This is a genomic window from Corallococcus sp. 4LFB, assembly GCF_046520365.1.
Taxonomy (GTDB): Bacteria; Myxococcota; Myxococcia; order Myxococcales; family Myxococcaceae; genus Corallococcus; species Corallococcus caeni.
In genome coordinates this window covers 1-1,539 of sequence record NZ_JBKGHJ010000955.1, presented here as the reverse complement: position 1 = coordinate 1,539, position 1,539 = coordinate 1, and the positions used below count along the sequence as shown (strand labels likewise).

The following is a 1,539-nucleotide window of genomic DNA, read 5'->3' as shown; positions in this document are numbered from 1 at the left end:
CGGGCGCGGCCCCGGCCTGGGCATCCATGGCGGCGCGAGCGGCGCGCTTGCCCTCTTCAATCAGCTTCTTGACCTTCTGCCCGCCCTTGCGGCCGATCTCCTCATAGAAGTTCGGACCGCGGGTGGCCTTGACGCGATCGCCGCCCTTCTTGCCGATCTCCTCGTAGAACTTGGCGCCGCGCTCGGCCTTCACGGTCTCGCCGCCCTTGCGGCCGATCTCCTCGTAGAAGGAGCGACCGCGCTCGGCCTTCACCGTGGCGCCGCCCTTGCGGCCGATGGTCTCGTAGAACTCGCGACCGCGCTCGTTGCGGACCGTCTCGCCGCCCTTACGCCCCGCCTCGGCCACCGTCATGCTGCCCTTGTTGTCCTTGTCCGACATGTCCGTGTCTCCTCTCATGACTGCCCAACCCCGTCCGCGCCTTGGTGTCCCTTGCCTGAAACCTTGGGACGGAAGCGCCCCGATGCAAGCAAGCTCCGTACACCGCCAGCCGTTCTCTTCTGACATTGCATGCATAATCCCCAAGGATTTCGCGCGCTTGTCAGGGCCGCTAGGCATCCGGACGGGACAGGTGATTGCCCGGCAGGACGCTCTCGTTGTTCACAACAATTCAGGTCACGTTGCCGATTCCCTGCTCGGATCCCACCTTGTGCGCAACGCCTGACACATGGGTCCCGTGGGCGATGGATGGGGGAGGTTTCCTTGGCGAGCAGCAGCGGTCTGAAGACCTGGTTGCGCATCCTGGCGCCCTTGGTCGTTTCCATTGGCGGTCTGGTGATGCTCCGGCTGTTGGGGCCGGACTTCATCGATCAGCGCACCATCCGGGAAGTGTTGCTCCCCCTGGGCGACTACGCCCCCCTGGCCTACGTGGCCTTCCTGGCCGTGAGGCCCCTGACGCTCCTGCCGGGACAGGTCCTCACCGCGGTCGGCGGGATGATGTTCGGGACCCTCGCCGCGACCCTCTATTCACTAACGGGCAGCTTCCTGTCCGCCACCCTGCTCTACTTCGTTGCTCGCAAGCTGGGCACGCGGCCCATGCAGCGGATGTGTGGCAGCAAGTACCCGGCGATCGCCAAGGCGGCGCGGCGGCACGACTTCCAGTTCACGTTCCTGGCGTGCCTCAACCCGCTGTGCCCCACGGACATCATGCTGATCGCCGGCGCGGCGAGCGGCGCGCGCTTCTGGCCGTCCGTCCTGGGCGTCGTGCTGGGGACCATCCCGGGGACCTTCCTGACCGCGCAGTTCGGCAGCGGGCTCGCGCAGGGCCGCACGTTGATGACGGCTGTCTCCGCGGTGGGCATGGTGGTGTCGCTGGTGCTGGGCGTCATCTTCGGCCGGCGGTTCTACAAGGAGGTCAACGAGGCGCCAGTGGAGGCCCCCGTGCCCGAAGCGGAAGGCGCGCGCGGCCTGCCCGGCGCGAAGGTGCCGCTCACCACGCCGTGACGGCGCGCGGCTCCTCCACCAGGTGCTGGAGGAGCGCGCGGACGCGGGGCACGGACTGGCGCCCCGGCAGGCACAGCGCGTGGACCGGCGGCCCTTCC

2 protein-coding genes are annotated in these 1,539 nt (G+C 68.2%); one reads left to right on the top strand and one right to left on the bottom strand.

Annotated features, from left to right (window positions below; translation table 11 throughout):
• A partial coding sequence (locus tag ACLEQD_RS43125) for a general stress protein (protein ID WP_410391752.1) occupies positions 1-379 on the bottom strand: 379 nt, incomplete at its 3' end.
• A gap of 306 nt (positions 380-685) precedes the next feature.
• Between ACLEQD_RS43125 and ACLEQD_RS43120 the strand changes: the two genes are divergently transcribed.
• The gene (locus tag ACLEQD_RS43120) at positions 686-1,441 is read left to right on the top strand and encodes a TVP38/TMEM64 family protein (RefSeq protein WP_410391751.1); all 756 of its coding nucleotides are present in this window, start codon (positions 686-688) and stop codon (positions 1,439-1,441) included.
• Positions 1,442-1,539 lie beyond the last annotated feature (98 nt).